General features: G+C 68.5%; 27 protein-coding genes. 26 read left to right on the forward strand and 1 reads right to left on the reverse strand.

The features are described 5' to 3' along the window. Positions 1–6 precede the first annotated feature (6 nt). The 8 genes from FJX73_00130 to queA all read left to right on the forward strand — a co-directional run bounded on the left by FJX73_00130 (position 7) and on the right by queA (position 8159). A complete protein-coding gene (locus tag FJX73_00130) occupies positions 7–651 on the forward strand; it encodes a cobalamin-binding protein (protein MBM3469190.1) in 645 nt (214 codons plus the stop codon). A gap of 88 nt (positions 652–739) precedes the next feature. After that, the gene (locus FJX73_00135) at positions 740–3091 is read left to right on the forward strand and encodes a penicillin-binding protein 1A (protein ID MBM3469191.1); all 2352 of its coding nucleotides are present in this window, start codon (positions 740–742) and stop codon (positions 3089–3091) included. A gap of 16 nt (positions 3092–3107) precedes the next feature. Then, complete coding sequence (locus FJX73_00140; GenBank protein ID MBM3469192.1) at positions 3108–3851, forward strand: YebC/PmpR family DNA-binding transcriptional regulator; 744 nt, start codon at positions 3108–3110, stop codon at positions 3849–3851. Positions 3852–3864: 13 nt separating this feature from the next. Beyond that, positions 3865–4338 carry a crossover junction endodeoxyribonuclease RuvC gene (locus FJX73_00145; protein ID MBM3469193.1) on the forward strand — a complete coding sequence of 158 codons (474 nt, stop codon included), beginning with the start codon at positions 3865–3867 and terminating at the stop codon, positions 4336–4338. Further along, positions 4335–4958, forward strand: coding sequence for a Holliday junction DNA helicase RuvA (locus FJX73_00150; protein ID MBM3469194.1), 624 nt, complete (start codon positions 4335–4337; stop codon positions 4956–4958). Before FJX73_00145 ends, FJX73_00150 begins: the two co-directional genes overlap by 4 nt. Further along, positions 4955–5983: a Holliday junction branch migration DNA helicase RuvB gene (gene ruvB, locus FJX73_00155; protein MBM3469195.1), complete on the forward strand. Its 1029-nt coding sequence runs from the start codon at positions 4955–4957 to the stop codon at positions 5981–5983. Before FJX73_00150 ends, ruvB begins: the two co-directional genes overlap by 4 nt. Then, on the forward strand, positions 5971–7128 hold the full coding sequence (locus FJX73_00160; protein ID MBM3469196.1) for a SpoIID/LytB domain-containing protein: 1158 nt from the start codon (positions 5971–5973) through the stop codon (positions 7126–7128). The genes ruvB and FJX73_00160 overlap by 13 nt, the downstream gene beginning before the upstream one ends. Next, the gene (queA, locus tag FJX73_00165; protein MBM3469197.1) at positions 7128–8159 is read left to right on the forward strand and encodes a tRNA preQ1(34) S-adenosylmethionine ribosyltransferase-isomerase QueA; all 1032 of its coding nucleotides are present in this window, start codon (positions 7128–7130) and stop codon (positions 8157–8159) included. Before FJX73_00160 ends, queA begins: the two co-directional genes overlap by 1 nt. Here the strand turns inward: queA and FJX73_00170 are convergent. Next, entirely contained in the window at positions 8156–8347 is a 192-nt protein-coding gene (locus tag FJX73_00170; GenBank protein MBM3469198.1) for a hypothetical protein, read from the reverse strand. The genes queA and FJX73_00170 overlap by 4 nt on opposite strands. Before the next feature lie 222 nt (positions 8348–8569). Between FJX73_00170 and FJX73_00175 the strand changes: the two genes are divergently transcribed. The 18 genes from FJX73_00175 to FJX73_00260 all read left to right on the forward strand — a co-directional run bounded on the left by FJX73_00175 (position 8570) and on the right by FJX73_00260 (position 25243). Next, on the forward strand, positions 8570–9874 hold the full coding sequence (locus tag FJX73_00175) for a Glu/Leu/Phe/Val dehydrogenase (protein MBM3469199.1): 1305 nt from the start codon (positions 8570–8572) through the stop codon (positions 9872–9874). 14 nt (positions 9875–9888) lie between these two features. Further along, complete coding sequence (gene tgt, locus FJX73_00180) at positions 9889–11001, forward strand: tRNA guanosine(34) transglycosylase Tgt (GenBank protein MBM3469200.1); 1113 nt, start codon at positions 9889–9891, stop codon at positions 10999–11001. 67 nt (positions 11002–11068) lie between these two features. Next, positions 11069–11362, forward strand: a complete 294-nt coding sequence (gene yajC, locus FJX73_00185) for a preprotein translocase subunit YajC (GenBank protein ID MBM3469201.1) — start codon at positions 11069–11071, stop codon at positions 11360–11362. A 17-nt stretch (positions 11363–11379) separates the two neighbouring features. After that, entirely contained in the window at positions 11380–12048 is a 669-nt protein-coding gene (locus tag FJX73_00190; protein ID MBM3469202.1) for an HD domain-containing protein, read from the forward strand. 6 nt (positions 12049–12054) lie between these two features. Then, entirely contained in the window at positions 12055–12768 is a 714-nt protein-coding gene (locus FJX73_00195) for a glycosyltransferase family 2 protein (protein MBM3469203.1), read from the forward strand. Further along, positions 12747–13430: a bacillithiol biosynthesis deacetylase BshB1 gene (bshB1, locus tag FJX73_00200; protein ID MBM3469204.1), complete on the forward strand. Its 684-nt coding sequence runs from the start codon at positions 12747–12749 to the stop codon at positions 13428–13430. The genes FJX73_00195 and bshB1 overlap by 22 nt, the downstream gene beginning before the upstream one ends. After that, positions 13412–15022 (forward strand): hypothetical protein, encoded by a 1611-nt coding sequence (locus tag FJX73_00205; GenBank protein ID MBM3469205.1) that lies wholly within the window; start codon positions 13412–13414, stop codon positions 15020–15022. The genes bshB1 and FJX73_00205 overlap by 19 nt, the downstream gene beginning before the upstream one ends. Further along, positions 15019–15732 carry a heme ABC exporter ATP-binding protein CcmA gene (gene ccmA / locus FJX73_00210; GenBank protein ID MBM3469206.1) on the forward strand — a complete coding sequence of 238 codons (714 nt, stop codon included), beginning with the start codon at positions 15019–15021 and terminating at the stop codon, positions 15730–15732. Before FJX73_00205 ends, ccmA begins: the two co-directional genes overlap by 4 nt. Next, on the forward strand, positions 15678–16376 hold the full coding sequence (locus FJX73_00215) for a cytochrome C biogenesis protein (protein ID MBM3469207.1): 699 nt from the start codon (positions 15678–15680) through the stop codon (positions 16374–16376). Before ccmA ends, FJX73_00215 begins: the two co-directional genes overlap by 55 nt. A gap of 3 nt (positions 16377–16379) precedes the next feature. Beyond that, entirely contained in the window at positions 16380–17039 is a 660-nt protein-coding gene (locus tag FJX73_00220; protein MBM3469208.1) for a cytochrome C assembly protein, read from the forward strand. A 130-nt stretch (positions 17040–17169) separates the two neighbouring features. Beyond that, a complete protein-coding gene (locus FJX73_00225; GenBank protein ID MBM3469209.1) occupies positions 17170–17562 on the forward strand; it encodes a cytochrome c maturation protein CcmE in 393 nt (130 codons plus the stop codon). An 8-nt stretch (positions 17563–17570) separates the two neighbouring features. After that, entirely contained in the window at positions 17571–19526 is a 1956-nt protein-coding gene (locus FJX73_00230; GenBank protein MBM3469210.1) for a heme lyase CcmF/NrfE family subunit, read from the forward strand. Further along, the gene (locus tag FJX73_00235) at positions 19523–19792 is read left to right on the forward strand and encodes a hypothetical protein (GenBank protein ID MBM3469211.1); all 270 of its coding nucleotides are present in this window, start codon (positions 19523–19525) and stop codon (positions 19790–19792) included. The genes FJX73_00230 and FJX73_00235 overlap by 4 nt, the downstream gene beginning before the upstream one ends. Then, positions 19792–20697 carry a carboxypeptidase regulatory-like domain-containing protein gene (locus tag FJX73_00240; protein ID MBM3469212.1) on the forward strand — a complete coding sequence of 302 codons (906 nt, stop codon included), beginning with the start codon at positions 19792–19794 and terminating at the stop codon, positions 20695–20697. Before FJX73_00235 ends, FJX73_00240 begins: the two co-directional genes overlap by 1 nt. Then, positions 20697–21692, forward strand: coding sequence for a polyprenyl synthetase family protein (locus tag FJX73_00245; GenBank protein MBM3469213.1), 996 nt, complete (start codon positions 20697–20699; stop codon positions 21690–21692). Before FJX73_00240 ends, FJX73_00245 begins: the two co-directional genes overlap by 1 nt. Before the next feature lie 21 nt (positions 21693–21713). Next, the gene (locus tag FJX73_00250) at positions 21714–23486 is read left to right on the forward strand and encodes a GAF domain-containing sensor histidine kinase (GenBank protein ID MBM3469214.1); all 1773 of its coding nucleotides are present in this window, start codon (positions 21714–21716) and stop codon (positions 23484–23486) included. Further along, positions 23405–24139, forward strand: coding sequence for a response regulator transcription factor (locus tag FJX73_00255; protein MBM3469215.1), 735 nt, complete (start codon positions 23405–23407; stop codon positions 24137–24139). Before FJX73_00250 ends, FJX73_00255 begins: the two co-directional genes overlap by 82 nt. A 27-nt stretch (positions 24140–24166) precedes the next feature. After that, positions 24167–25243 (forward strand): class II aldolase/adducin family protein, encoded by a 1077-nt coding sequence (locus FJX73_00260; protein MBM3469216.1) that lies wholly within the window; start codon positions 24167–24169, stop codon positions 25241–25243. Positions 25244–25249 lie beyond the last annotated feature (6 nt).

Here is a 25249-nt window from a genome sequence, read left to right on the forward strand (position 1 = left end):
GAGACCTTGAGCCAGGCGCTTTCCGGACTTCACGACGCGGTCTGCAATGGTAGCTTCAGGGGAATCGAGGGCCTGGTTCAGGAGGCCCTAGATGCGGGCCACACGGCCTTAGAGATACTGAACCTCGCGCTGGCGAAGGGCCTCGAGGAAGCAGGCGCGCGCTTCGAGCGCGGGGAGCACTTCCTGCCCAACCTGATGATGGCGGCCAAGGCCATGTCGTCTGCGATGGCCGTGATCCAGGGCAGGCTGGCCACAGAAGGCGCTGCCCTGGTCAGCGGAGGCACATTCGTGATAGGCACCATCCAGGGCGACATTCACAGCATAGGCAAGGAGATCGTGGCCGCCATGCTGGAGGCCTCGGGCTTCCGGGTCGTTGACCTGGGGGTTGACGTGAAGCCGCAGGCTTTCGTGGATCGTGCGGTCGAGCACTCCGCGGACATCATCGGCATCTCCGCGCTGATGACCACGACCATGACCCACCAGCAGAAGGTGATCGAGATCCTGAAGGAGCAGGGCCTCCGCGACCGGTTCCGGGTCATCGTCGGCGGAGCACCCGCGACCGCGAGCTGGGCTCAGCGGATTGGGGCCGACGACTTCGCCACGGATGCGGTGAGCGGGGTTCGGAAGGCCCGTCGCTTCGTTGAGCGGTGAGCCGATCAAGGCAGAGCGTACGGGCCGGGCGCACTGAAGGGTATGCTACAATGATACGGATCCGGCCTCGCCGCCGGTCTAATCCACCATGGCACCCAGGCGTCCGCTACCTGATCCCATTCGCACCCGCGCGCGGCGCTCCCGGCCCCGCAGGTCTTCCTGGACTGCCATCATCCTGCTGCTGGTGCTGCTGGGCCTCGTGCTGCTGGTGGGCGGCGGCGTGGCACTTGGGGTGGCGGTCGCCGTGGGGCGGCAGATCCACGACGTGTCGCGGCTCTACACCCCTCCCAGCCAGGCCACCAGGATCTACGGCCAGGACGGCGAACTGATCGCCTCGCTCTATCGCGAGAACCGGCAGATCGTACCGTTGACAGAGATCCCGCCGGTGCTCCGGCAGGCCGTGCTGGCCATCGAGGACGAACGGTTCTTCAGCCACCGGGGTGTGGACCCGCGTGGGATAGGGCGCGCGCTATGGCGCAACCTCCGTGAAGGCGAACTGATAGAGGGCGGCAGCACGATCACCCAGCAGCTTGCGCGCATGCTCTTCCTCTCGCAGGAGAAAGCGCTCAGCCGCAAGGTGGCCGAGATCCTGCTGGCCCTGGAGATCGAGCGTCGGCTTACAAAGGAAGAGATCCTCGAGCGCTACCTGAACCAGTACTACTTCGGGCACGGCGCCTACGGCGTCGAGATGGCCGCACGCGTCTACTTCGGCAAGCCGGTGAGGGATGTGACATTGCCCGAGGCCGCGATGCTGGCCGGAGTGATACGCGCGCCGTCGGCCTACTCGCCCTTCCGCAACCTCGCGCTGGCCCGGGAGAAGCAGGCGCTCGTGCTGGCGCGCATGGCGGCTCTGGGCTACATCAGCACGCAGGAGGCCGCAGCGGCGCGCAACGCCAGGGTCGTGCTGGCGCCGCCGTCCAACGCCGGCCTGGTCGGCATGCGCGCGCCCTACTTCGTCTCGATGATCCTGGCGCGTCTGCTCGAGACCTACGGCGAGGACCTGGTCTACGGCGGGGGGCTCCAGGTGCACACCACCCTGGATCCCAAGATGCAGGCCGCGGCCGAGAAGGCGGTGCGCGCCGGCATAGCCAGCGCCGCGCGCCGCAAGCTGAACGTCGGCCAGGCAGCGCTGGTGTCCATGGATACTCAGACGGGCGCGATCCGCGCCATGATCGGCGGGGTGGACTTCGCAGCCAGCCAGTTCAACCGCGCCTGGCAGGCCCGCCGCCAGCCGGGGTCGGCGTTCAAGGTCTTCGTCTACTCCACGGCAATCGCTCAGGGCGTGCCGCCCACGCGCATCCTCGAAGACGAGCCGATCACCTACAAGATTCGCGGCGCACCGGACTGGACGCCTAAGAACTACGACGGCAAGTACTCAGGGCCGGTGACGCTGCGGCGCGCGCTAGAGCGCTCGATAAACGTGCCCGCGGCGCGCATGCTGGTTGAACTGGGCCCTGAACGGGTCATCGAGACCGCCCGGGCGATGGGAATCGAGAGCCCGCTGCAGCCCCACCTGTCCCTGGCGCTGGGATCGGGCGACGTGACCCCGTTGGAGATGACGACCGCGGCCGCCACGCTGGCCAGCGGCGGCCTGCGCGCGCAGCCGCTGGCGATCCTGAAGGTTGCCGATTCCCGAGGCAAGGTGCTGGAAGAGCACCGACCCCGGCGACAGGTAGGGCTGTCACCGGAGGTCGCCTACGTGATGACCGACCTGCTCAAGGGCGTGATCGAGCGCGGGACCGGCGTCGCGGCCGGAATCGGTCGTCCGGCCGCGGGCAAGACCGGAACAACCGACGACTACCGCAACGCCTGGTTTGTGGGCTACACACCTTACCTTGCCACCACCGTGTGGGTGGGCAACGATGACAACACGCCCATGCGCAGGGTGGTGGGAGGCATGGTTCCGGCAGAGATCTGGGCAGCGTTCATGCGGGAGGCCACCTCTCAGCAACCACCCGGCGACTGGGCTCCTCCCGAGGGCGTCGTCGTGACCACGGTCTGCGCAGGAACCTGGCAACTGGCGACGCCTGGCTGTCCTCATCCGCGTCGCGAGGTGTTCACCCGGTCCTCGGCGCCCACGCGGTACGACCTCACCCCTGGCCAGCCGTCCGAAGGGAGTCCGGAGCCCACGCCGCTGGCCGTAAGCGCTCCTGCCGACGGCGCGATGCTGACGCCGCCCTTCACCATCGAGGGTTCCACTGCGCCCGGAGCCATGGTGACGATCGTCGTTACCGCCGAGGGGGCGGGTGGAGGCGCCAGGGCAGCCGAGGTCTCGATGCAGTCCGGTGCTGCGGGCCGATTCGCCTACGAGTTCCGGCCATCCTACCGGGCGCCTGGCACGCAGTACGTAATATCCATAACGGCCGTCGGACTGAACGGTTCGCGGGCCTCACGGACCGTGACCGTGACCGATCCGGCGGCCGACCTGCAGGGACGCTGAGCGAGGTGCATGCGCCATGTCCGGGCATTCCAAGTGGCACAACATCAAGATCAAGAAGCAGAAAGTGGACCTCGTACGGGGCAAGCTGTTCAGCAAGGTCTCGCGCGAGATCATGGTGGCTGCCAAGGAGGGCGGCGGCAACCCGGACGCCAACATGCGCCTGCGCGCCGCTATCGAGCGGGCCAGGGAAGCCGGAATGCCGAGCGACAACATCCACCGGGCCGTACAGCGCGGGTCTGGGGAACTGGCAGGCGCAAACTACGAGACGATCGTGTACGAGGGGTACGCGCCGGGCGGCGTGGCGGTCATGGTGGAGGCGCTGACCGACAATCGCAACCGCACCGCGAGCGAGGTGCGCGCGGTGTTCACCCGGCACGGAGGCAACTTGGGCGGAGGTTCGGTCGCGTGGATGTTCGAGCGCCAGGGAACGGTGACCGCGGCAAGGGGCGGGCTCTCCGAGGATGATTTCCTCCTGGCCGCGCTGGAGGCAGGGGGCGAGGACGTGCGCACCACCGACGAGGCGTTCGAGGTCCTCACCGCCCCGGAAGCGACGTTCAAGGTCAAGCAGGCCCTGGAGGCGCGGGGCGTAACCGTGTCCGGCGCGGAGATCCGGATGCAGCCCAGGACCACGGTACGGGTCGAGGGCAAGGAAGCGCAGCAGGTGCTCCGGCTGCTGGACGCGCTCGAGGACCTGGACGACGTGGCGAACGTGCACGCCAACTTCGACATTCCTGACGAGATACTGCAGCAAGTTGGGTAGCGCGCCTCTTGTCATGGGAATTGATCCCGGTCTGGAGCACACCGGATACGGCGTCCTTCAGGGTGGAGGTACCCGTCCCAGGGTCATGGAGATGGGGGTGTTGGCGACGGACTGGCGCGGCGAGTTGGGCGGCCGCCTGCAGCACCTGCACCAGGACGTGGAGATGCTTCTGCGCGACGTGCGCCCCTCCTTGGTGATCCTCGAGGATCTGTTCGCGCACCCGCGGTTCCCCAGGACCGCGATCGTGCTGGGGCACGCGCGCGGCGTGATCTGCCTGGCCGTGGCCGCATCCGGTACCCGGATGGTGACGCTGGCGCCGAGCGTGGTGAAGCGCGCGGTGACCGGATCGGGCCGGGCCACGAAGGCGCAGGTCCAGCAAGCCGTGCGCGCGCTCCTGGGCTTGCGCCGTCTGCCCGAGCCACATGCCGCCGATGCCCTGGCGCTCGCGTACGCAGGGCTGGCGCGACTGCGGACGGTGAGCCGGTGATCCGGTTTCTGCGCGGGCGGGTGCTGCGCCGCATCGAGGGGGCGATCGTGCTCGAGGTCGGCGGGGTGGGCTACGAGGTGCTGCTGCCGCCCGTGGTCGAGGGGGCCCTGCCCTCGGGCGAGGAGGACGCGCCGCTGGAGCTGTTCGTCTTCTACCACGCTACGACCAACCAGCCCCGGCCGATGCTGATAGGGTTCCTGCGCGAGGTCGAGCAGGAGTTCTTCGAGCGGTTCATCACCGTGGACGGCCTGGGCCCGACCAAGGCCGTGCGCGCCATGGTGCGGTCGGTCCACGAGATCGCCGACGCGATCGAGCGGCGGGATGCCGCGTTTCTTCAACGGCTGCCGGGCATCGGCGGCCGCAGCGCGGAGAAGGTGATCGCGACGCTGCACGGCAAGATGGGCAAGTACGCGCTGCTGCGAGAGGCCGCCGAGCCCCCCAAGGCCCCTGAGGCCGACTTCCGCGAGGAGGTCGTCGAGGTGCTCACACGCCAGCTCGGACACCGTGCGGCCGAGGCCCGCCGGATGGTGGAGGAGGCGCTCCGCCGTGCCCCGCACCTGGACTCGGTTGAGGCGCTCTTTCAGGAGGTCTACCGCCTGGAGAGGGGTGCGGTCGAATGAGCCGGCAGCGGCTGGACCCCGAGGTTGCCGCCGAGGAGGAGCGGGTCCTCCGCACGCTCCGGCCGCAGCGGCTCGACGAGTGCATCGGACAGACGCGGGTCATCGAGGGGCTGCGCATCAGCATTGACGCCGCCTGCGGTCGGAGCGAATCGCTGGACCACGTTCTGCTCCACGGCCCGCCCGGGCTGGGCAAGACCACGCTGGCCTCTGTCGTGGCCCGGGAGATGGGCGCTCAACTCGTGGGCACGAGCGGGCCGGCGCTGGAACGGGGCGGCGACCTGATGGGGATCCTCACGAACCTCAACGCCGGGGACATCCTCTTCATTGACGAGATCCACCGCCTCTCGCGGGGGATCGAGGAGTTGCTCTACCCCGCGATGGAGGATTTCTGCGTGAACTTCGTCCTGGACAAGGGACAGCATGCGCGCACCCTGCGCTACCAGCTCCGGCCCTTTACCCTGGTCGGAGCGACGACGCGGGCCGGGTTGCTGTCATCGCCGCTGCGGGAGCGGTTCGGCATCTTCCACCATCTGGACTTCTTCACGACTGAGGACCTGACACGGGTCGTTCTCCGGTCGGCCGGGATCCTGCAGGTGCCGGTGGAGCCGGGTGGGGCCGAGGAGATCGCGTGCCGGTCACGCGGTACCCCCAGGATAGCCAACCGCCTGCTGCGCCGGGTCCGTGACTACGCTCAGGTGCGGGCCGGGGGCGTGGTAACCCAGGCGGTCGCCCGAGAGGCGCTGGAGTTCGAGGGCGTGGACCACCTCGGCCTGGACGGGCTCGATCGCGATCTGCTGCGCACCCTGATCCAGGTATACGGCGGCGGCCCTGCCGGCATCGAGGCCCTGGCCGCGTCGCTGCACGAGGACATTGACACGCTAGAGGAGGTGGTGGAGCCCTATCTCCTCAAGGCCGGTCTCATTGCCCGCACGCCGGGCGGCCGGCGCGCCACCTCGGCAGCGTACGCCCACCTGGGTCTGGCTGCTCCCGAGGGGCGCGGCCAGGGGAGCCTGTGGGCAAAGTGAGGCCCTCCGGCGGGCTGATGGTGCTCGTGGCTGTAGCGCTGCTTGCATTTGGCGCGCCTGCCCGCGGCTGGCAGGGAACGGCGCCAGGCCCGGACCTGGTCCGCGTGGGGCTGGTGCTGGGTCAGGAATCCCTGACCGTGGCCTGCTCCGGCCCGTTCGAGCTGCTCGATGTCGAGTCGGGCCGTCGCGAGACGCTCGAAGCAGGACGGCTGACTGCGCGCGCCGCGGCAGCAGGGCTCGAACTGGACGGGGTTGCCTACGGTACGCTGGTCCGCCTGATGCCGCGATCCGCCTACCTTCAGATCGGCGGCCGGCCGTACAGAGGCCTGATCGAGATTCGCCGCACGCTGGCTGGCCGCGTGACCGCTATCAACGAGCTTGACCTGGAGGAGTACCTCTACGGCGTGGTGCGCAGCGAGATGGATCCGCGATGGCCGCCCGAGGCGCTGCGGGCACAGGCAATAGCCGCGCGCTCGCTGGCCGTGCACAGCACCGGCAGGTTCGCGGCCGAGGGCTACGACGTGCGCGCCACGACCGATTCGCAGGTCTACGGCGGGGTGGCGGCCGAGGATGCCCGCACATCCGCCGCTGTGGACGCCACGCGCGGGCTCGTCCTCCTCTACAACGGCAGGCCCGCGCTCGGCGTCTTCCACGCGGACTCGGGCGGAGCCACGGAGAGCAGCGAGTTCGTCTGGGGCAGCGTGACGCCCCACCTGCGCGGCGTGCCTGATCCGTTTTCCAGGGACGCGCCTGGTCACGAGTGGACCCTCCGGCTCGATATGGCCGTGATCGAAGCGCGGCTGCAGCGCGCGGGCCGTCCCCTGTCGGGCCTCTCTCGCCTCGAGGTTGCGTCCACCAGCCCGTCCGGACGGGTGATGGTCCTCCGGCTGGTTGCCGCCTCCGGAGGAGGCGAGATGCGGGGCACCGATTTCCGCGTGGCGGTGGGCACGAGCGTGCTGCGCAGCACGCTGTTCGCCGTGCGTTCCTACCCGGCCGAAGGCGCGGTCGAGCTCGCAGGGCGGGGTTTCGGCCACGGCGTGGGAATGAGCCAGTGGGGCGCCCGCGGCATGGCGCTCGCAGGCCATGACTACACCGCCATCCTCAAGTACTTCTACACGGGTGTCGCGATCGCCGCCCGTCCCTGATGCGCCTGTCGGATTTCGAGTACGCGCTCCCGCCCGAACTCGTCGCACAGAGACCGGCCTCGCCCCGTGACGCCTCTCGGCTGCTGGTGCTGGATCGCTCCACCAGGCGCACGACACACCGCAACTTCCGCGACATCGGCGAGTATCTGCGCAGAGGCGACACCCTGGTTGTCAACGACACACGCGTGATCCCGGCGCGGCTGCGCGGGCGCCGGCGCACCGGAGGGGGAGCGGTAGAGCTGCTGCTGCTCCGTCCGTCCGGCGGCCGCCTGGGAGCCGAGGGCGACTGGGAAGCGCTGGCGCGCCCCGGACGACGGCTTCCGACGGGCACGATCGTCGAGGTGGGGCCGCACAGCGCGCCGCTGGAGGTGGTCGGCCGCCTGCCGGGCGGCCGGCGCGTGGTGCGTCTCCTCTCGGGCGGGACAATGCTTGACCTGCTGCGCTCCTGCGGCGAGGTGCCGCTTCCACCGTACATCCGGGGTGCCGTATCAGGCCCCGACGACTACCAGACCGTCTACGCTAGGGAGGAAGGAGCAGTGGCCGCGCCTACTGCCGGACTGCATTTTACGCCCGAGCTGCTGAGCCGGCTTCGCGATCAGGGCGTGGGGCTGGTCGCTCTTACCCTGCACATCGGCATCGGGACCTTCCAGAGCGTGCGCGCGGAGGATGTACGTGAGCACCGGATGGAAGCCGAGCACTCGACGATCACGCCCGAGGCAGCGGCCGAGGTGAACGCCCGTCGCGGCCGGCTGGTAGCAGTGGGCACCTCTGCGGTGCGGGCCCTGGAGACCGCCTCCACACCTGACGGCCGCCTTCAGGCCTACAGCGGGTGGACCGATCTGTTCATTACGCCGGGCTACGCCTTTCGTGCCGTGCAGGGATTGGTGACGAACTTCCACCTGCCCAGGACGACGCTGCTCATGCTTGTCTGCGCGTTCGCAGGGCGCGAGGCGATCCTGCAGGCCTACGCAGAGGCGGTACGGGAGCGGTACCGGTTCTACAGCTTCGGGGACGCGATGCTGATTCTCTAGGACTCGGCGATCGCGTACCCGGCGGCCTCCAGCCGGCGCACCGCCTCGGCGCGGTACCGGTGATCAACCTGCCAGACGCCGGGGCGCAGGGGGTTCTGATAGGCCCCCAGCCCGCCCAGCAGCTTCTTGAGGTTCTCGTCCTCCTGCGCGGAACTCGACGCCGCTGTTCGTCGTCTCGCGGACGTCAACGGCAGGGACCTGTGGCGCGGATGCAGGGCGCCCGCCAGGATTCAGAGAGGAGACCGGGACCTCGGTTGTGGCAGGGTTTGACGTGCCGGCATCTTCGGGCATCTGGGCCTCCGAAAGGCGCGTGCGTACGCCGACATTCTACAGGCGTGCATCAGGTGTGGCAACACGCCGCCGGCCCGCCTGTTCTGGAGGAGAACGCGCCCCCCAACAGGAAGGATGAGATGGGGGAAAGGGGAGGTTGGATCGTGGCTACAGGAGCGACTGCTTCGCAGGTCTTGACTATCAAGGACGATCCGTGGGAGATGGCGCTGCACCAGTTCTGGCAGGTGGCAGAACGCCTGGCGCTCAAGCGAGGGATACAGGAGTACCTGGTTACGCCGCACCGCGAGTTGACCGTCAACTTCCCGGTCAAGATGGACGACGGGTCCATTCGGATCTTCACCGGATACCGCGTGCACCACAGCACCGTGCTCGGGCCGAGCAAGGGAGGGATCCGCTACCACCAGGATGTCACCCTCAACGAGGTCCGCGCCCTGGCCATGTGGATGAGCTGGAAGTGCGCCCTGGTGCACCTGCCCTACGGTGGCGCCAAGGGCGGTGTGATAGTGGATCCCACGACGCTCTCCGCCGGCGAGCTGGAACGTCTGACCCGGCGTTACGCCTCCGAGATCAGCGTGATGATGCACCCCCTGGGTGACATCCCTGCGCCGGACGTCGGCACGAACGAGCAGGTCATGGCCTGGATCATGGACACGTACAGCATGCACGCCGGCCACTCGGTGCCGGCCGTCGTAACGGGCAAGCCGGTCTCGATCGGCGGTTCGGTAGGCCGTAGGGAAGCGACCGGCCGCGGCTGCATGATCGCCGCGCGCGAGGCGGCCCGCATCCTGGGCATTCCCTGGAGTGGCTCGACGGTGGTCGTCCAGGGGTTCGGGAACGTTGGGTCTGCTGCGGCGGCTTTGATGGCCGCGGAGGGCTGCAAGATCGTTGGCGTCAGCGACGTGTTCGGCGGCATCTACGATCCCCATGGGCTGGACATGCCCGCGTTGCTGCGGCACGTGGCGGAGACCAGGAGCGTCGTGGGGTTCCCCGGCGCGCAGGCCGTGACGAATCAGGAGTTGCTGGAACTGCCGTGCACCTACCTTGTGCCCGCCGCCCTGGAAGGCCAGATCACCGATACCAATGCCGGCCGGATCAGGGCCCGGGTAATCGTGGAAGGCGCCAACGGCCCCACCACGCCTGACGCGGACGCGATCCTGGAGGCCAAGGGGACCACCGTGCTGCCCGATATCCTGGCCAACGCGGGCGGAGTGGTGGTTTCCTACTTCGAGTGGGTGCAGGACCTCCAGTTGTTCTTCTGGAGCGAGGAGGACATCAACCAGCGTCTCGAGCGGATCATGGTGCGCAGCGTCCGCGAGGTGATCGAGCTGGCCCGGACGCAAGGCGTCTCCTACAGGCTGGCCGCGCTGCAGCGCGCGGTCGAGCGGGTCGCGGAGGCGCTGATGATACGCGGGATATACCCGTAGCCGCCCCTGCCCCAATGGACTTCGAGGTGGTGCGCCAGGCACCGCGCAGTGCCGCCCGTGCCGGCCTCCTTCGTACTTCGCGTGGCGAGGTCGAGACCCCGGCGTTCATGCCGGTGGGCACCAACGCGACCGTCAAGGCGCTGACCCCGGACGAGGTTGCGGAGACCGGCGCGCAGATGATCCTGGCCAACGCGTTCCACCTCTACCTGCGCCCCGGCCCCCAGATCATAGCGCGCGCAGGGGGGCTGCACGCGTTCATGGGGTGGGCAGGGCCGATTCTCACCGACAGCGGCGGGTACCAGGTCTACAGCCTTGCGAAGATGCGAACGGTGGATGACGAGGGCGTTGCCTTCAGGTCGCCGATAGACGGCAGCCCCCACCGGTTCACACCCGAGGGCGTCGTGGATATCCAGCGGCAGTTGGGTTCCGACATCGTCATGCCGCTCGATGTCTGCCTGGGCTACCCGCACGATCCCGGCGAGGACCGTGCGGCTATGGAGCAGACGCTGCGCTGGGCCGAACGCTCCCGCGAGCATCACGCTAGGCGAGGCACCGGTGTGCTCTTTGGCATAGTGCAGGGCGGGTTCGATCCCGCGCTCCGTGCCGAGTCCGCACGCCGCACCGCTGTGTTGGAGTTCTCGGGCTACGCGCTGGGAGGGCTCTCTGTGGGCGAGCCCGGTAAGGTGATGCATGAGGCGATCGAGGCCGCCGTCGCCGAGCTGCCGCCCGCGCGGCCGCGGTATGTGATGGGCCTGGGAGGCACGCCAGGCCTGCTCGAGGCCGTCGCCCGCGGGATAGACCTCTTCGACTGCGCCCTCCCGACGCGGGTGGCCCGGACCGGCGTCCTCCTGACGCGGTCCGGCAGGATCAACATCAGGAACGCCCGATTTCGGGACGACCTCTCGCCGCCGGATCCGGGGTGCGCCTGCCGTGTTTGCGCCCGGACCACGCGCGCCTACCTCCGACACCTCTTCGCCGCGGACGAGATGCTGGGGCCCCGCCTGGCGACCTTTCACAACCTGGCCTTCATGGGCAATCTGCTCCGGGAGGCACGCTTGGCGCTGCGCGAGGACCGGTACGAGCCCTGGATGCGTGGAGTACTGGCGAGGTATGCTTCGCAGTGGTAAGTTAGAGGAGACGTGCCCTGATCGTTGGAACTGCTACGCGGCTCCAACAAAGTAGGAGGGTTTGCTGATGCCCCAACAGCAGTCGCAGGTTGCGGTAATCGTTCTCTGGGTCCTGATCTTCGTCGTCTTCTACCTGTTGATGATCCGTCCCCAGAGGGCCCAGGCGCGCAAGCGTAAGGAGATGCTCGACGGCCTTCGGCGCGGCGATCGGGTGGTCACCATCGGCGGAATCCACGCCACCATCGCCGAGATCAAGGAAGACGTCCTGAACCTGGACCTGGCACCCAACATCCGTGTCAAGGCCGACCGGGGGGCCGTGAGCTACATACGCTCCAAGGCTGAGCCGAAGGCAGAGGAGTGACCGCGGAGCAGCGCCCCATCGGCACGCCACCGACCCAGGAGGACGTAAGGCGCGATCCCGAAGTCGAGGCCTTCGTCACGAAGGCCAACGAGTACACCGGCGTCATCGGGTATACCGAGCACGGTGTGCGGCACGCCAGCCTGAGTGCGAACATCGCGACCAACATCCTGCGCAGGCTGGGGCATGAGGCAAGAACCGTCGAGCTGGCGGCGATCGCGGCCTATCTCCACGACATCGGCAACCTGGTGAGCCGCACGAACCACGAGCAGGCCTCTGCCATGCTGGCCGATCGAATTCTAACACGCCTGCAGATGCCGCCCGAGGAGCGGGCCGTCGTCATGGGCGCCATAGGCAACCACGAGGAACGGCACGGGGACGTGGTCAGCGCGGTTGGCGCCGCGGTCATTCTGGCCGACAAGTCCGACGTCCACCGCTCGCGCGTGCGTAACCCGAATCCCAAGGCCTTTGACATCCACGACAGGGTCAACTACGCCGCGGAGCACTCCTTCCTGAGGGTGGACGAGAAGAGCAAGACCATTACCCTGGAGCTGACGATTGACACCACGATGTCGCAGGTAATGGAATACTTTGAGATCTTCCTGGACCGGATGCTGATGTGCCGGCGCGCCGCGGAATTTCTGGGGTGCGGCTTCAAGTTACAGATAAACGGGGTCAAGCTGCTGTAGCCGTGTATGCGCCGAGCAATTGTGGTTCTACCGCTTTTCAACGAGGAGCCGACGCTCGCCCGTGTGCTCGACGAGGTGCGGCGGTGGGCTCAGGGTCTGGCCGTGCTCGTCGTGGACGACGGCTCGACCGATCGGTCCCCCGAGGTGCTGCGCGGCTACCCCGATGTCACCGTCATAACCCACGCGCGTAACGAAGGGTACGGCCAGTCACTGATTGATGGGTTCTCGTTCTCCCTGGCTCACGGGTACGACGCCGTGGTGACGCTCGACTGCGACGAGCAGCACGAGCCCCGGCAGATACCGCAATTCGTGACCGCGCTGGAGGACGCCGACATCGTCTCCGGAAGCCGCTACCTGGACCCCGGAGTCGGCGGCGACGACGCCCCGGCCGAGCGGCGTGCGCTGAACGAGGAGATCACCGCCCGGCTGCGCGTGCTCACCGGGTACGCCATCACCGACGCGTTCTGCGGCTTCAAGGCCTATCGCGCCGACGCGCTCCGCCGGATGACGCTCACCGAGCCGTCGTACGGCCTGCCGCTGCAGGTGTGGATTCAGGCGGCGCACCACCGGCTGCAGATCATCGAGCTCCCGGTCCCGCGCATCTACAAGAACCCCAAGCGGCGTTTTTGGGGCGGACTGGACGATGTGGCCGCCAGGCGGCGATACTACGAAGAGGTGCTCCGAGGAGAGGTGCAGCGTTGGCCGTTGTCCTTGCCATAGGTCCCCACCCGGACGACATCGAGATCGCGATGGGCGGCACTGTCTGTCTGCTGCACGCGCAGGGACACGAGGTTGTCGTGTGCGACCTCACCGATGGCGAGCCAACCCCGATCGGATCGCCCGAGCGGCGGGCCGCGGAAACAGACGAGGCCTCTCGGCTGCTGGGCGTCCGGCGCCGTCTGACCCTTGGCCTTCCCAACCGGTTCCTGCAAGACACGATCGAGGCGAGGATTCAGGTGGCCGAGGTGATCCGCAGGGTGCGCCCCGACGTTTTGTTTGTCCCGTACTGGGTGGACGCGCACCCAGATCACGTCGCGGCCTGCGCGCTGGCCGAGGCCGCCCGGTTCACCGCCAAGCTCACCCGGACCCAGATGCAGGGCGAGCCGCACTACCCTGATCGGGTCTTCCATTTCTTCAGCACGCACTACCGCTTGCACGTGAAGCCGTCGTTCATCGTGGACATCTCCGACCACATCGAGACCAAGATGGCGGCGGTGGCGGCCTACGCGTCGCAGTTCGGCGACGAGCGGGGGAACGCCGGGCTCCTCGCCGCGATAAGGGAGACCAGTGCCTACTGGGGCCGCCTGATCCACCGGCGGTATGGAGAGGCGTTCGTCAGCCGCGAGGAGATCGGGATCGCACGTTGGGACGGCTTGATCTGATGGCCGAGGCCGCAGGGCCGTTCCGCTGGCCCGATCTCGAGCTGGAGATCCCGCCCGCCTCGCCAGTAGCCGTGGGCTTCCCTGCCTGCTGCGAGTGGCCGGCCTTGGCCAGGGCCAACCGGCTGGCACTCGACGCCGCGACCGTTGATGTGGGCGGGCTCCCCCTGGGCGAGCTCCGGCGCGCGGCCCGGCCGGAAGCACTGGCTCTGGCCGCGTCCTACACCTGCGGTCTGGGGTTGAAGGTGCCCGAAGGCGGCACAGATCAGGTGCTGTGTACCGGCCACCAGCCCGTCCTGGCGCATCCGGGCATCTGGATCAAGTACTTGGCCATGGCGCGCATGGTTCCGCCCGGGGGGGTTGGGCTCGATCTGATAGTGGACACGGACGCGGTCGAGGAGATTGCCGCTGAGGTGCCCCGAGCCAATGGCCTGCTTCGCCGCGAGCGGATCGTGATGTCCCGCGCCGGCCCTGATGTCCCGGCGGAGACGCTTCCGGCGCCCGATCCCGAGCAGTGGCGGGCGTTCCTGGAGGCCATTGAATCCTGTCTGCAGACGGCCGGCGGCCCTGCACTTGCCCCGGGATGGGATCGCTCGCGCCTCCTGCCTGTACCACCCTCTGGCCAGGGCATCGCCGGGGCAGTAACCGCGGCCCGCCGTGCGCTGGAGGGGCCGCGTCCCTATCTCAGCCTGCCCGTGTCGCGGCTGGCGCGCACAGGGGCGTTTCGCCGCTTCGTGCTTTCCGTCGCGCACCAAGCCGGCCGGTTCGCGGCCGTGCACAACGCGACGCTGGCCACCTACCGCGCGCACTACGGCATTCGTACCGGCGCCCAGCCGTTTCCCGACCTGGCGGTGGAGCCGGGGCGGATCGAGATACCCTTCTGGCTGGTGGCAGGCGGGCAGAGGCAGGCGCTGTTCATCGGCGCCGACACCACCAGGTTCTATGCCGGCGGCCGCGACGTTGGCCCGGTTGCCCGCGACCCGGATGATCCGGCATTCGCCGCCATGGAGGTCCGGCCACGCGCGCTCGCGCTGACCGCGTTTGCCCGACTCGTTGTCTCTGACCTGTTCATACACGGGATCGGCGGCGGGCGGTACGATCGTGCGACCGACGCTGTCGTGAAGGCCTTCTACGGCGTGTCCCCGCCGGCCTACGCCACGGTCACGGCGACACTTCACCTGCCGTTTCCAGCGGGCGCGCCCTTGCAGGACGAGCGCCACAGGCTGCAGCGGCTGCTGCTGGACCTCCAGCACAACCCGGACCGCTTCCTGCCCGCTGGTGACGGGCCGTACAGCGCGCTGGTGGCCGAGAAGTGGGCCCTGATCCGTCGCCTCGATGCCGCCGCCAACCTGACGCGGCGGGAGCGCCGGGCGGCCACCCAGCGTATCCGTGAACTGAACCTAATCCTGACGGGCGCGGTCGCCGACCGCCTGGGCGAGGCACAGGAAGCACTCCGCCGGCACAACCGGCGCGAGCAGGAGGTCGAGGTGACGGGCTACCGCGGCTATCCGTTCCTTCTCTTCCCGGTGGAAGCGGTAGAGGGACTTGTGGACCAGCTGAGGGGCAGTGCCCGGGGACGCGAGGTGCGGGCGTGAGTGGCGGGGTTCCGCAGCCGTGGGCGGTGGATGTTCGAGGGCTCGTCAAGGCCTTCGACCACCGGCCTGTGCTGCGGGGCGTGGACCTGCGCGTCGGCTCCGGCGAGACGCTGGCGATACTGGGCGCCAACGGCTCGGGCAAGACCACGCTGCTTCGCATAATCGCCACCCTGTCGTCGCCGACCCGCGGGAGCGTAGCATGGTTCGGCGAGCCGTCGGCGTCACTAGTGGAGATCAGGCGGCGAATCGGCCTGGTTCCCCACGAGTCGCTCCTCTACGACACGCTGACCGTGGCGGAGAACCTGAGGTTCTTTGGGGGGCTGTACGATCTGCCGCCCGAGAGGGTCGAATGCGCCCTCGACGAGTACGCGCTGCGTCCGCTTGCCCTCCGGCGTGTGCGCGTGCTCTCGCGCGGACAGCGCCAGCAGGTGAACCTGGCGCGAGCGCTGCTGCATGAGCCCGACCTGTTGATTTTGGACGAGCCCTACACCGGCCTCGACGTTGGCGCGGCCGAGCGCCTGACAGCCACGCTGCGCGCCAGCGCCGCGCGCGGCTGCACGGTCATCCTGACAACGCATGACCCCGAAGGGGCCGGGGCGCTGGACGCGGATGTCGCCGTGATGCTGAGCGGAAGGCTCACCGAGATCATGCCTGCATCCGGGCTGGACGCGGCCCTGCTGGCTGCCTGGTTCCGCGAGGGACGGCTGTGAGGGTCATCCGCCTGCTGGTGGGCAAGGATCTGCGCCTGGAGTGGCGCGGCCGGGAGATCGTCTCGGCCATGGGCCTGCTGGCGCTGTTGCTTGCCATCGTGCTCGGCGCCACACGGTCAGGCCCCGAGGCCGCTCCCTCCGCCATGTGGGTGACCTACGCGTTTGGCGCAACGCTGGGGTTCACGCGCGCGTTCACGCTGGAGCGCGACCACCTTACGGCGCTCCTGCTGGCCCCTCTTGATCGCGGGCTGATCTTCGCGGCCAAGGCGCTCACGAACTGGTTGGGGCTGGTCGTCGTGCAGGCGATCTCCCTGCCGCTCTTCGGCGCGCTGTTCACGGAAACGATCTGGGCCCGGCTGCCCGCGCTGGCCCTTCCCATGCTGCTCGGCGGGATTGGGCTGGCCGCGGTGGGCACCCTGTTTGGAGGGCTGATCGTGCAGGCGCGACTGCGGGAGGCGCTCCTGCCGATACTGATGCTCCCGGTGGTGCTTCCGCTCATGATCGCCGCGGCGGGCGCCACGACCGGAATCCTTGACGGGCTGCCGCTTTCGGCGATTGGCGCGCAATTGCAGCTACTGCTCGTTTTTGATATTATTTTTGTTACGGCCAGTTTCCTGTTGTTTGAGTTCGTTGTCGAGGAATGACGGGTGAGGGTGCTGCTGTTACTGGGAATTGCACTGATGCTTGTGGGCGTCGCCTGGGCGCTGCTGGCGGCGCCCACAGAGCTGTTTCAGGGTGCGCCGCAGCGCATTATGTACCTGCACGTGCCCGGCGTGGTGACCGCCTATGTCGCGCTGCTGGCGGTGTTCGTCGGCAGCGTGCTGTTCCTGTGGCGGCGCGACCCCCGGTGGGACCGCCTGGGCCGCTCCGCGGCCGAGCTGGGGGTGCTGTTCATCACCATGACCCTGCTCTCGGGAGCCATCTGGGGCAAGGCGGTCTGGGGCGCCTGGTGGACCTGGGACGCGCGCCTGACCACCACGCTGATTCTCTGGTTCATCTACATCGGCTATCTGATGGTGCGCGCGTGGGCGCCCGGCGCTCGGGGCGCACGGGCCGCGGCCATCATCGGGATCGTGGGGGTGCTGGACATCCCCATCATCCATTGGTCGGCCATCCTCCTGCGCACGCTTCACCCACAGCCGACGGTCTTTCGACCGGAAGGGCCGGCGCTGCCTCCCAGCATGCTGATCCCCCTTGTGATCAACATGGTGGCGTTCCTGGTGGTGTTCGCGGCACTCCTCGCCGTGCGCGTGCGCCAGGAGCGGGCCCTGGACGCTCTGGCTGAGGCCCTCGAGGGGAGCGCGTAGCAGTGGGATACGTGGTCGCGGCCTACATCGTGGTCGCCGCGCTCTTCGCCGGGTACGCCCTGACCCTGGTAGCGCGGCAACGCCTGATCTCCGATCTCTCCGACGCGGCAGATACACGCCAGGGGCGCTCATGATACCGGCCCGGCGCAAACTGCTTGTGGGGGCGGTGATCATCGTAGCGGGGCTGGCGTTCGCCGCCTACCACGGTGCCCGATCCTCCATGGTGTACTACCTGACCACCACCGAGTTCGCCCTCCGGCCGGAGCTGCGCGCGGCAAGGGTCAGGATCGCAGGTCGGGTCGTCGAGGGATCGGTGGCCAAGGCCGATGGCGAATCCCGGTTTGCGATCACGGACGGGACCACGCGTTTCAACGTGCGCTTCCGCGGACCGCTGCCCGACCTGTTCGCCGAGGGCAAGGACGTGCTCGTGGAAGGCCGGCTGGACGGCGACGGGATCCTGCGGGCATCGCAGGTTATCTCCACCCACCCTGTCGAGTACAAGGAGAAGCACCCGGAGCGGTGAGGGCGTGAATGGTGAGCCTCGTGGGTGAGGTCGGCCGGTTCGCCCTGCTGGCCGGCCTGGTCGTCGCGCTGTACGGGATCGCGGCAACGACGTTGGGCCTAACCCGACGGCACGGCGGGTATCTCGCCAGCGGGCGGCGGGCCGTTGCGGTCTGGGCACTGCTGATGGCGCTGGCATCCGCGGCGCTCTGGACGGCGTTCCTCTCCAGGGACTTCTCGGTCCGCTTCGTCGCGATGGCCAGCGAGTCCACCCAACCCCTGCTACAAACGATCATGGCGTTCTGGGGCGGGCACGACGGCGCGCTGTTGCTGTGGGCCCTCATCCTGGCGGGCTACACGGTGATGGCGGTGTGGAGCCTCCGGTCGCATCCGGACCTGCAGGGTCCTGCGACCGCGACGCTGCTGGTGGTCGCGGTATTCTTCTCTGTCCTGCTGGCAGGCGCCAGCAACCCGTTCGTCCCTCTGGTTCCGCCCCCTCCAGATGGCCAGGGACTAAACCCGTTGCTGCGCAACCCATGGATGTCGGTCCATCCGCCCATGCTCTACCTGGGTTTCGTGGGAATGAGCGTGCCGTTTGCGCTGGCGGTGGCGGCGCTGATCACCGGCCGCCTGGACAATACCTGGGTGGTGCTCTCCCGTAGATGGATCGTTGTGCCGTGGATCTTCCTCACGCTGGGCCTGCTGCTCGGGGCGAAGTGGTCGTACGTGGTGCTCGGGTGGGGAGGATACTGGGCGTGGGACCCGGTGGAGAACGCGGCGCTCATGCCCTGGCTGACCGCCACGGCGTTCCTCCACTCGATCCAGATCCAGGAGAGGCGAGGAATGCTGGCAGCGTGGAACGTCGCGCTGATCCTACTCACTTTCGGGCTGACGGTCTTTGGAACTTTCCTGGTGCGAAGCGGGGTGCTGTCTTCGGTCCACGCCTTCGCCGAGGCCCCCTTGATAGGGTATCTCTTCCTGGGCTTCCTTTCGGCGCTGCTGCTTGCTTCCTTTGGCCTGCTCGCCTGGCGATGGGAGGCGCTGCGGAGCCGCGGCGCCGTTGAGTCGGTGATAAGCCGGGAGACGGCTTTCCTTGCCAACAACCTGCTCTTCATAGCCGCGGCCGTTGTGGTCCTGCTGGGCACGATGTTTCCGGTCCTGACCGAGGCGTTCCGTGGCGTCAAGATCAACGTGGGACCGCCCTACTTCAACACGGTGATGGTGCCCATCTCCATCGGCATGCTCCTGCTCATGGGGATCGGACCGCTGATGCCGTGGCGGCAGGCCACGCCGGAGCAGCTCGCCAGGAACTTCACGCTCCCTTCGGCGGCGGCGGTGCTCGGGGCGCTGGTACTGGGCCTGCTCGGCGTGCGCCACACCAGCGCCCTCCTGGTGTTTGCCGCCGCGCTGTTCGTGTTGGGCACCATCACACTGGAGATGGTCCGGGGCACCCGGGTGCGTATCAACCGCGGCGAAAGCGCGCCCCTGGCGCTGGCTCGGCTCTTCTCGCGCAACCGCCGCCGCTACGGGGGCTACGCGGTTCACTTCGGCGTTCTCCTGATGCTGGTCGGGATCGCGGCAAGCAGCGCGTTCGATACTCAGGATGGGGCCACGCTGCATCCTGGTGAGCGTTTTAGCGTTGGGCGGTATACCCTCGAGTACGGCGGCCTTCGCCACAGCGAGCTTCCTGGCATTGACGTGACGGAGGCATCGGTACGGGTTTGGGCCGGCGCCAGGTTCCTGGGTTCCTACTCCCCGCAGCGGTACTTCTACCGCGCGCAGGAGCAGCCGATGCACCACGTCGCCATACGCTCATCTTTGCGCGAGGACCTCTATCTCATCCTCTCCGAGTGGACGCCGGAAGGTAGGGGAACGATCCGCGTGCTCGTGCATCCGCTGGTGTCCTGGCTCTGGGCCGGCGGCATCGTGGCGGCCCTGGGGGCGGCGTTCGCCGTCTTGCCCGAGCGGCGACGGAGGACGCCGTGATCGAGGCGCTCTTCTTCACCGTGGCCGTGCTGATCGCGGCGTACCTGCTCGCGCCGGCGTTCCGGCACCAGGTGCTCCCGGATGCGGATTCGCGCGACGCGCTGGAGGCCGCCCGTGACGCCGCGCTGCGCGCCCTGCACGATTTGGATCTGGACTGGCAGACCGGCAAGCTCTCAGAGCGCGACTACCGGGCCACGCGGGCCATCCTGGAAGCCGAGGCCTCGGAGGTCCTCCGGCAACTGGTCAGGCCAGGAGCAGGGCAGTGATGAGATTCCTCCGGGTCGTGGCAGCGCTGCTGGCGGTTGGCCTATCCGCCAGTTACGCGGGCGGTGCTCCGGCAGGCGGAACCGCCACCGGTCTGGTGCGCAACGCTACCACCGGGCAGCCGGTGCCCGATGCCGAGGTGGCGCTCGTCTTCATCGGCCCGGAGGGCGCGGTGCAGGTCGGCCGGGCGCGCAGCGACGCGCGCGGCCGGTTCGCGTTCAGCGGCCTGCCCGACGGCCGCTACCTGGTGCAGTCCGTCCGCAACGGGGTGACCTACGCCGTACACGCGGTCATCGGCGGCAGGGGCCCGGTCGAGGTCGTGCTTCAGGTGCACGATGCCTCGGACCGAGTGCCGCTGCGGATCTCCCTGCTCGGCATCGCGGTCGAGGCCCGTACCGGGTACGTGCGCGTCTCGGAAGCCGTGCACCTTCAGAACGCCGGTTCCCAGACCTTCCTGGGCGCCGTTGTCTTTCCCCTGCCCCTGGGAGCCAAGTACGTGACCTTCCATCAGGGATTGCATCAACCCCGGGTGGAGGCAGGAGCGATCGTGGACAGATTGATCGTCCGGCCCGGCACGCACCAGGTCGCATACGGCTACAGCGTGGCTGCCTCCGGCGAGGTTGACCTCGGCCGCAGGCTGCCTCTGCCGGTCGAGCGTCTGGAGCTGTTCACGACCGATCCCGCGCAGGCGCGTTCCCCGCGGCTCCAGCAGGCCACGCCGGTGCCCTCCGAGGGCCAGGACTATGCGCGCGCCACGGCACGCGCTGTGCCCGCGGGTGACATGACCCTGGTCGTAGTCGGCGTGCCCCGAGTCAGGCTGTGGCCGGCCCCGGCCGCGGCAGCGGTGCTCGCCGGGCTGCTGGCTCTGGGGCTGGCGTGGGCCGCGCTGCGCGAGGGGAGTCGCTGATGTCTGGCCCCTCCTCCACGGGAAGCGGCCTCGATCAGATCTACGCGCCTGTGGCCGAGGACCTCGGGCACCTTGCCCGGCTTCTGCGGAGAGAGCTTGCATCCAGCGATCCCTTCATATCCGGCCTGGTGGATCACGTGCTGTCGGCTCAGGGGAAGCTGATCCGCCCGGCGCTGGCGCTGCTCAGCGCGAGCGCCTGCGGCGGGGCAGACGATCAGCGGCTCCATCTGGCCGCGACCGTGGAACTGGTGCACGTCGCCTCGCTGATCCACGACGACATCATTGACGCCGCCGACCTCCGCAGGGGGGTTCCCACCGTAAACGAGCGCTGGGGTAACCAGATCGCGGTCCTGGTCGGCGATTACATGTTTGCCACCGCCTTTCGTCTGGCGAGCCGCATCCGGCATGCGCGGGTCGCGCCGGCGCTCGCAGAGGCCTCGGTGTTGATGAGCCGCTCCGAGATCATGGCGGCCTCTCCCGGCGACCGCCCGCACGAGGACGAGGCCCGCTACTACGCGATCATCGAGGGCAAGACCGCGGCCCTGTTCTCCGCCGCGTGCCGGTGTGGCGCACTGCTCGCCGGTGCGCCGCCGGATGCGGCCGACGCGATGGCCGAGTTCGGCCTGCGTTGGGGGGTGGCGTTTCAGATTACCGACGACGCCCTCGACCTGGTCGGAGATCCGGGGTTGCTCGGGAAGCCCACCGGGAGCGACGCGAGCACGGGCAAGATCACGCTGCCGGTGATCGCCGCGCTGCGCAACGCGCCCGGGCCCGACCGTGACCGGCTGCTCAGTATGCTGAAACGGCCGTCGGACCCCGGGTCGCGCGATGAGATGCGTGGCCTCCTGGTTCGGCACGGCGGGCTCCGATACGCAATGGATGCGGCGCAGAGGTCAGCGGATGCCGCCGCCGCGGCCCTGGATGCGCTGCCCGACGGCCCGGCGAAGGCAAGTCTGCTGCGCCTGGCGGACTTCGTCGTGGCCAGGACCCGCTGAGGGCAGGGGAAGGCGTTCGCCGTGCCGAGTCTGACCTCGTTGTACTGGGTGCCTGCCGCGGTTGCCTTCGGCGTGGGCGCGCACCTGGCCGTCACATTTCTCCTTCTGTTGCGCTACCTCGACACGCGCGGCCGGCCCTTGCTCTGGTGGGCGGCGGCGTACGGATTCCTGACGGCGCACCAGGTGGCGGAGGTGATCCTGGACGCGGCCGCCTCCCCGACGTGGATGGCAGGCCGGCACCTGCCGAAGCTGGCCGCCGCGCTGCTGCTGTTGGGTTCGTTCCCGGTCCACGGGCGCCTCCTGCTATCAGCCTCGGCGGCGGCCGTCCTCGCTCTCCCCGCGGCCTGGGTGCTGGCGCTGCTGGTGCACCCGTGGCCGTGGGGGGCGCTTGCGCCGTCCGTCGTCGCGGGCGTGCTGTTCATCGCGGCCGCGCGGCTATACGACAGCGTCGAGGAACCCCGGCGCGACCCCGCCACCCGACTGGTTACCTGGGGGCTCGCGCTGACAGGGTTGCTGGCGCTGGGCTTTCCCTTCGTGCGGCCGCAGGAGTGGGGCAGTCTTGCCGTGGCGCTGCTCTCGGGGCTATCCACCCTGATGATCGGCGTGGGGTGGATCGTACGGTTCTGGCGCGACACCCGCGAACTCGAACTGCTGAACGCGATCGCCGGCGCGTTGAACCGGCTGACCAACGTCGGGGAGTCGGCCCATGAGGCGCTTCGGCTGGTGGCGCGGCTGCTGGGCATTGAGGCCGGGTGGGTCTTTCTGCGGGATGGCGACCATCTGAGCCTTGCCGCCTGGTTCGGGCTGCCCGCGCCGCTTGCCGCGGAGGCGAACTTGAGGATGGGCGGGGACTGCCACTGCCTGCGCCTGCTGGCCGAGGACCGGCTACCACTTGCCGTGAACGCCGTGGATTGCCAGCGGCTGGCGCAGGTGGGAGTCGCCCACACCCGACACGCCAGCGTTCCGCTGCGCGCGAGCACGCGCACACTGGGGTTGATGAACCTGGTGCTGCCGGGCGGGCGCAACTTCAGCGAACGCGAGCTGCAGATGCTCTCGACGGTGGGCCATCAGATCGGCCTTGCCGTGGAGCGCGGGCAGTTGTTCGACGAGGTGGCCGCGAAGGAGCGCACCCGCGGGGAACTGCTCGACAAACTGATCACGGCCCACGAAGACGAGCGGAGGCGCATAGCCCGCGAACTCCACGATGAAGCCGGGCAGGCCCTGACGGCCCTGATCGTGAACCTCGAGCTCGCCGCCCAGGAGGAATCACCGGACCGGGTCCGGACCCACCTCATCCAGTTGCGGGACCTGGCCGAGAGGACGCTGGCCGAGATCCGCCGGCTGATCTACGACCTGCGGCCGTCCATCCTGGACGACCTGGGGCTCGTCGCTGCTCTGCGCTGGTACGCCAAGTCCCTGCTCGATCCCCGTGGCATCACCTGGTCGCTTACCGTGAGCGGCATCGCCAGCCGCCTTCCGCCGGCGATGGAAACCGTGGCGTTCCGGTTGGTGCAGGAGGCGTTGGTGAACGTGCAGCGCCACTCCCGGGCCACGGCCGTCAACGTCAGTCTGGCTCTGGTCGGGAGGGAGTTGCGCGTCCGCATTGAAGACAACGGCCAGGGTTTTGACGCCCAGAGGATCCGTACGGCGGGCCGCGACGGCGGTTTCGGTCTCATTGGGATGCGCGAGCGCGTCGAACTGGTAGGGGGCCGATGGGAGGCTCACTCAAGACCCGGGGCAGGCACGATCATCACGGCGACGCTGCCGCTGCGCGAGGCCGGGGCGGAGCAGTGAAGAGAGTCCGCGTGGTCATCGTGGACGATCATGCCATCGTCCGCGAAGGGGTGCGCATGATCCTGGCGGCGCACGCCGACATCCAGGTCGTCGCAGAGGCAGACACCGGAGTGCAGGCCATCGCGCTGGTCGAGTCGGTGCATCCCGACGTGGTTGTGATGGATCTCAGCATGCCTGGCATGAACGGCATCGAGGCCACCCGCCAGATCCGCGAGCGGATGCCCGACGTCCGCGTTCTGGCGCTCACGATGCACGAGGACGAGCACTACGTGTTTCAGTTGCTGCGCGCCGGAGCGTCCGGGTACGTGTTGAAGCGCGGCGCGGCCACCGACCTGGTGGACGCGGTCCGCGCAGCGAGCCGAGGAGAGGCGTTTCTCTACCCTTCGGTCGCCCGGACCGTGGTCCAGGATTACCTCAGGCGCCTGGACAGCGGGGAGGCCGAGCGCCGGCGGTTCGACGGGCTGACCACGCGAGAACGCGAGGTGCTCGCTCTCATCGCAGAAGGGCTTACGAACCAGGGCATCGCGAGCCGCCTCTACATCAGCATCAAGACAGTGCAGACGCACCGTGCCCACATCTTCGAGAAGCTCGGGCTGCACGACCGAACCGAGCTGGTACGCTACGCGATCCGGAAGGGACTCATCGAGCCGTAGAGCAGGACCTGCGAGAGGGAGGAGCCCATGAACTTCGCCACTGCCGGTCATCCACGAACCTCCGGGCAGAGATGGTTCGCCGACGGTCTGCGGCGAGTGCTCCTGGCGCACGGATTCGATGAAACCTCCCCAGACCAGGCACCCAGGGTCGTGCTCCATTTCGTGGACCTGGGGGCCCTCCGTCCATTCCGCCGCAGGGCGCAGGCAACGTTCGTCGTCTCGGTCATTGAGGGCCCGCTTCCCACCGGGGAGATCCTGCCGGCGCTATACCCCCTACTGGTGCGCACCCTGAGCAACATGGTGCTGTACCTGCTGCCGGAGGGGAGCGGGGCGCGCGCCTACGTGGTGACGCTGGAGCAGGGCTTCTTTGCCGTGGACTGGACCGACGATCAGGCGTTCTTCGACCGCATCTTCGACCGGATGTACCCCCTGGCATCGGCACAGCTCGTGATCAGCAACGAGTTCCACGCGGACCTGGAGGAGGCGCTCTGGGAAGGGGACGAACTCACGGCCGCGCTGGCAGAGGCCGGACGGCGCCTGGACGCGCTGAACCTGCTTCCCGCGGCCTTTCCCATCGAGGAGTTGCTGCCTCCGCGCGACCTCGCGCACGTCCGGCGGCTGTTCGGCATAGGTGGGCTGTCCTATGGGAACCTCAGCGTGCGCAAGGACGCCCACCGCTACTGGATGAGCGCCAGCGGTGTCAACAAGGGTGCGATGCGCGTCGTGGGCCGCGACATGCTCATGGTCAAGGGGTACGACCCGGAGCGCAATCTGATCCTGCTCAGCGTGCCGCCTGGGATCGAGCCCCGCCGCGTCTCAGTGGACGCCATCGAGCATTGGATGATCTACACGGCCCACCCCGGGGTGAGCGCCATCATCCATGTCCACTCGTGGATGGAGGGTGTCACCTCGACGCAGGTGCAGTACCCGTGCGGCACCCTGCAACTCGCCCAGGCCGTGGCCGAGCTCGTGCGGGACAGTCCAGATCCCCACCGCGCGGTGATCGGCCTGCGCAATCACGGCCTGACAATAACGGGCCCGAGCCTGGCCGACATCCTCGGCCGCATCGAAGGGCGGCTGCTCGTGCGGGTGCCGATGCTATAGAGATCC

The sequence above is a fragment of the Armatimonadota bacterium genome, assembly GCA_016869025.1.
Taxonomy (GTDB): domain Bacteria; phylum Sysuimicrobiota; class Sysuimicrobiia; order Sysuimicrobiales; family Humicultoraceae; genus VGFA01.

Bases quoted from the DNA above. Each gene is read 5' to 3' on its own strand.
- FJX73_00240 (MBM3469212.1), top strand. From the start codon at position 19,792: ATGAGATTCCTCCGGGTCGTGGCAGCGCTGCTGGCGGTTGGCCTATCC.
- FJX73_00140 (MBM3469192.1), top strand. From the start codon at position 3,108: ATGTCCGGGCATTCCAAGTGGCACAACATCAAGATCAAGAAGCAGAAA.
- FJX73_00175 (MBM3469199.1), top strand. From the start codon at position 8,570: ATGGGGGAAAGGGGAGGTTGGATCGTGGCTACAGGAGCGACTGCTTCG.
- tgt (MBM3469200.1), top strand. From the start codon at position 9,889: ATGGACTTCGAGGTGGTGCGCCAGGCACCGCGCAGTGCCGCCCGTGCC.
- FJX73_00195 (MBM3469203.1), top strand. From the start codon at position 12,055: ATGCGCCGAGCAATTGTGGTTCTACCGCTTTTCAACGAGGAGCCGACG.
- FJX73_00145 (MBM3469193.1), top strand. From the start codon at position 3,865: ATGGGAATTGATCCCGGTCTGGAGCACACCGGATACGGCGTCCTTCAG.
- FJX73_00230 (MBM3469210.1), top strand. From the start codon at position 17,571: ATGGTGAGCCTCGTGGGTGAGGTCGGCCGGTTCGCCCTGCTGGCCGGC.
- queA (MBM3469197.1), top strand. From the start codon at position 7,128: ATGCGCCTGTCGGATTTCGAGTACGCGCTCCCGCCCGAACTCGTCGCA.
- yajC (MBM3469201.1), top strand. From the start codon at position 11,069: ATGCCCCAACAGCAGTCGCAGGTTGCGGTAATCGTTCTCTGGGTCCTG.
- FJX73_00255 (MBM3469215.1), top strand. From the start codon at position 23,405: ATGGGAGGCTCACTCAAGACCCGGGGCAGGCACGATCATCACGGCGAC.
- FJX73_00225 (MBM3469209.1), top strand. From the start codon at position 17,170: ATGATACCGGCCCGGCGCAAACTGCTTGTGGGGGCGGTGATCATCGTA.
- FJX73_00245 (MBM3469213.1), top strand. From the start codon at position 20,697: ATGTCTGGCCCCTCCTCCACGGGAAGCGGCCTCGATCAGATCTACGCG.
- FJX73_00260 (MBM3469216.1), top strand. From the start codon at position 24,167: ATGAACTTCGCCACTGCCGGTCATCCACGAACCTCCGGGCAGAGATGG.
- ruvB (MBM3469195.1), top strand. From the start codon at position 4,955: ATGAGCCGGCAGCGGCTGGACCCCGAGGTTGCCGCCGAGGAGGAGCGG.
- FJX73_00135 (MBM3469191.1), top strand. From the start codon at position 740: ATGGCACCCAGGCGTCCGCTACCTGATCCCATTCGCACCCGCGCGCGG.